This window comes from Nitrosopumilus maritimus SCM1 (assembly GCF_000018465.1).
GTDB classification, from domain to species: domain Archaea; phylum Thermoproteota; class Nitrososphaeria; order Nitrososphaerales; family Nitrosopumilaceae; genus Nitrosopumilus; species Nitrosopumilus maritimus.
The window spans coordinates 941989-945909 of record NC_010085.1 but is presented as its reverse complement, the minus strand read 5'-3'; the positions used below and the strand labels follow the sequence as shown (position 1 = coordinate 945909).

The window sequence follows — 3921 nt, the reverse complement described above, 5'->3', positions numbered from 1 at the left end:
CCTGCACTATCAGTGTTAACTAAATAATGGATATTCGTGCCTGCCTCTAATCAGCTAATTTTATAAGCAATCTTCATTTTCTTCTCATTATGATCAATCCAGTAGCTGCTTCTTCTATTCTACTACTGGAGGTTCTGTACTAAAACAGAAAGATCTTTTTGTTTTAACACATTAAAATTATGGAGAGAAATCTGATGAGTGATATGGAAAATATGATTGGTGCAAAGGCCTTGATGACTGCAATGGAAAAAGAAGGCGTCAAGGAAGTATTTGGTTTACCTGGAGGTGCAAATCTTCCAATGTATGATGAATTTGCTAGATGTGATATTAGACATATTTTGGCAAGACATGAACAATCTGCAGCTCATATGGCTGATGGATTTGGAAGAGTAAGTCGAAAGCCTGGAGTTTGTTTTGCAACATCTGGACCTGGCGCTACCAATATTCTTACTGGCATTGCAACAGCACAAGCTGACTCTGCACCAATGGTTGCAGTAACTGGACAAGTTCCTACTCCTATGATCGGAAAAGATGCATTTCAAGAAAGTGATATTATTGGAATGGCAAATCCTGTTGTAAAATATGCATTTCAACCAAGACATGCTTCAGAAATCCCTGAAGTTGTAAAGAAAGGATTCTTCATTGCAGAAACTGGAAGACCTGGACCTGTTTTAATTGACATTCCAAAAGATGTGCAACAAAACGAAGCTGAAATGGTTTTTCCTGATGAATTTAAAATTCAAGGTTATCATCCTTGGGCTGATCCTGATATTGTTGCAGTTGAAAAAGCAATTGATATGTTACTTCATGCTCAAAAACCTGTAATCTTAGCTGGTGGTGGAACAATCATTTCATCCGCATTTGCAGAATTACAAGCTGTTGCTGAAGCATTAATGCTTCCTGTAGTTACTACCTTCAAAGGAAAAGGCGCATTTCCTGAAAACCATCCTTTATCATTAGGGCCAATTGGAATGCATGGTCATGCAGAAGCAAACAAAATCATGACTGAGGCTGATTGTGTTTTAGCAATTGGTACCAGATTTTCTGACAGGTCTGTTGGAACTTTTGAAGAGTTTGAGAAAAATCTAAAGATTATCCACATGGATGTTGATCCTGCTGAAATTGGTAAAAACCAAACAGCACAACTTGCAGTAGTTGGTGATGTACAGATGAATCTTAGAATTATGGTAAAGTTACTTTTGCAAAAAGCAATCAAAAAGACTGACGAGACCCCTTGGGTAAAACATGTTAAGGAAACTAAAGCCTATTGGCAAGAAAATTTGAAATTACATCCTGGTGAAATGGGTGCTGCAAAAATTTTACGTAAATTAAGAGAGATATTACCAAAAGAATCTATCATCACAACAGAAGTAGGACAACATCAAATGTGGGCATCCTTATTTTATGATGTAATTCAACCTGGAACTTTCTTTAGTTCTACTGGACTTGGTACTATGGGTTGGGGATTCCCAGCAGCAATTGGTGCCAAAGTGGCAAAACCTGATGTTCCTGTTGTAGATATTGCAGGAGATGGTAGTTTTGCAATGACTGAAAACTCTCTTGCAACTGCAGTGCTAGAAGACATTCCTGTAATTGTATTTGTAATGAACAACTTTACATTGGGAATGGTAGCTCAATGGCAAAGAACATTTTATGAAAGAAGAATGATTGGAGTGGACCAGGGAAAATGGTGTCCTGATTATGTTAAATTAGCAGAATCTTATGGAGCTCAAGGAATAAGAGCACAATCCATGGATGAACTTGATAAGGCAATCAAAGACGCATTGAGTAGTGATGTTGCAACAGTAATTGATATTCCAATTGATCCTGAAGAAGACGTATTGCCATTTGTAGCTCCTGGAACTTCGCTTAAGGATATGATATTACCATCATAGTGATTGACATGTGGGCCATTCTTTCTATATTAGTTGAAAACAAACCTGGAATCTTATTCAAGGTCACACACCTATTTCGTGCAAGAGATTTCAATATTGACAGCATCTCTGTAGGTGTGACTGAAAATCCTGAATATTCCAAAATGACAATTACCACATTTGGTGATGAAAAACAGATAGACCAGATTGTAAAACAACTCGATAAAATGATTGATACTGTGAGAGTAGAGCGTTTAGATGAGCACAAAACAGTCTACAGAGAACTTAGTATTTTTAAGATTAAACTAAGTAATGCTAATGATAGTATGGAGGTAAACAAATTGGCAAATGCATATGGTGGTAAAGTCCATGATGTCAAAAAAGACTCTATTATGGTAGAATTAACTGCAACACCTGATCAAATCAAAGCATTTGAAGAATTAGCAAAACCATTTGGCATCCTTGATGTTGCAAGAACTGGTGTTGCAGCTTTGCAAAGGAGTGGTGCTGAATGACAAATGTTAGAATTTTTGATACAACATTAAGAGATGGAGAGCAAACACTTGGTGTTTCATTATCTCCTGATCAAAAATTAGCAATTGCAAAAAAATTAGATGAATTAGGCGTTGATGCTATAGAAGCTGGTTTTCCAGTAATTTCAGAAGGTGAATTACAAGCAGTCAAGATGATTACTGCTGCTGGATTGTCATCTGAAATTTGTGGATTAACTAGAACTATCAAAAAAGACATTGATGCAGCAATTGATGCAGGATTAAACTATGTGCATACTTTTATTGCAACATCTGACATTCACTTGGAACACAAACTCCAGATGACCCGTGAACAAGCATTAGAAAAAGCAATTGAGGCAGTTGAGTATGGTAAATCTCATGGTTTGCAAGTAGAGTTTTCAGCTGAAGATGCTTCTAGAACTGATAGGGAATTTTTGAAAAAAGTTTTCAGCGAAGTTGCAAAAGCAGGAGCTGATAGAGTAAACATTCCTGACACTGTTGGTTATTCCACTCCAGAATATATGGCACAAATTACAAAAGATACCATCGAAGCTACAAACTTGCCAGTAAGTGTTCACTGTCACAATGACTTTGGATTAGCTGTCGCAAATGCTTTGGCTGGAATTCATGTTGGTGCAGCATGTGCACATGTTACAATCAATGGAATTGGTGAACGTGCAGGCAATGCCTCATTAGAGGAATTATCCATGGCACTCAAGTGTTTGCCATATGAGCAAAAATATGAGACTAATATCAAATCAGAATTAATTTATGATGTATCTCGATTCATCTCTAAAACTGTAGGAATTATTGTTCAACCAAACAAGGCTATAGTTGGTGCCAATGCATTTGGTCATGAATCCGGCATTCACACTCATGGTGTATTGAATAATCCCTTAACTTACGAACCAATCAGCCCTGAATTAGTAGGACGAAAGAGATGGCTCAAAGTAGGAAAGCATGCAGGAGTTCATGGAATGAATGCAATGTTAGAAGAGTATGGAGTAAAACCCACTGAAGATCAAGCAAAACAAATCTTGGAAAAAGTCAAGGTGTTAGGTGACCAAGGAAAACAAATCACTGATGTTGAACTCTTGTCCATGGCAAGTGAAGTTTTAGGTAAAAAAGATCTTAAACGAATTGTACAGTTAACTGGATTCTCTGTTTCAACTGGAATTGGAACAATGCCTTATGCATTTGTTAAACTCAACGTTGATGGACAAGATCATATTGGAACTGACTATGGAGTAGGTCCAGTTGATGCAGCATTAAACGCAATTCAGAAAATTACTGGCAAGATTTCAGAAATTAGAATCAAAGACTATGGATTGGCATCAATCTCTGGCGGTTCTGGTGCTTTATGTGAAGTTACTGTAAAGGTGGAGGATCCATTAGGTAACAAGGTTTCAGCAAAATCAGTTGGAGAGGACATTGTTACTACTTCTGTTAAGGCAGTTATTGATGCAATTAACAGAATCATGCTCAAAAAGATGCTACAAGAAAAACAGGTAAGCTAAATCCTAAAATCCCCTTTA

General features: G+C 37.2%; 3 protein-coding genes. All 3 read left to right on the top strand.

Translation table 11 applies throughout. The annotated features are described in order from the left end of the window. The first annotated feature begins 194 nt into the window (after nt 1-194). The 3 genes from ilvB to NMAR_RS05735 are packed head-to-tail and all read left to right on the top strand — an operon-like array spanning nt 195 to nt 3903. Complete coding sequence (ilvB, locus tag NMAR_RS05745; protein ID WP_012215455.1) at nt 195-1895, top strand: biosynthetic-type acetolactate synthase large subunit; 1701 nt, start codon at nt 195-197, stop codon at nt 1893-1895. An 8-nt stretch (nt 1896-1903) separates the two neighbouring features. After that, complete coding sequence (gene ilvN, locus NMAR_RS05740; RefSeq protein ID WP_012215454.1) at nt 1904-2389, top strand: acetolactate synthase small subunit; 486 nt, start codon at nt 1904-1906, stop codon at nt 2387-2389. Continuing rightward, entirely contained in the window at nt 2386-3903 is a 1518-nt protein-coding gene (locus NMAR_RS05735; RefSeq protein ID WP_012215453.1) for a 2-isopropylmalate synthase, read from the top strand. Before ilvN ends, NMAR_RS05735 begins: the two co-directional genes overlap by 4 nt. The last annotated feature ends 18 nt before the right edge of the window (nt 3904-3921 follow it).

Coding starts and splice junctions, on each gene's coding strand:
- NMAR_RS05735 (WP_012215453.1), top strand. CDS start 2,386: ATGACAAATGTTAGAATTTTTGATACAACATTAAGAGATGGAGAGCAA.
- ilvB (WP_012215455.1), top strand. CDS start 195: ATGAGTGATATGGAAAATATGATTGGTGCAAAGGCCTTGATGACTGCA.
- ilvN (WP_012215454.1), top strand. CDS start 1,904: ATGTGGGCCATTCTTTCTATATTAGTTGAAAACAAACCTGGAATCTTA.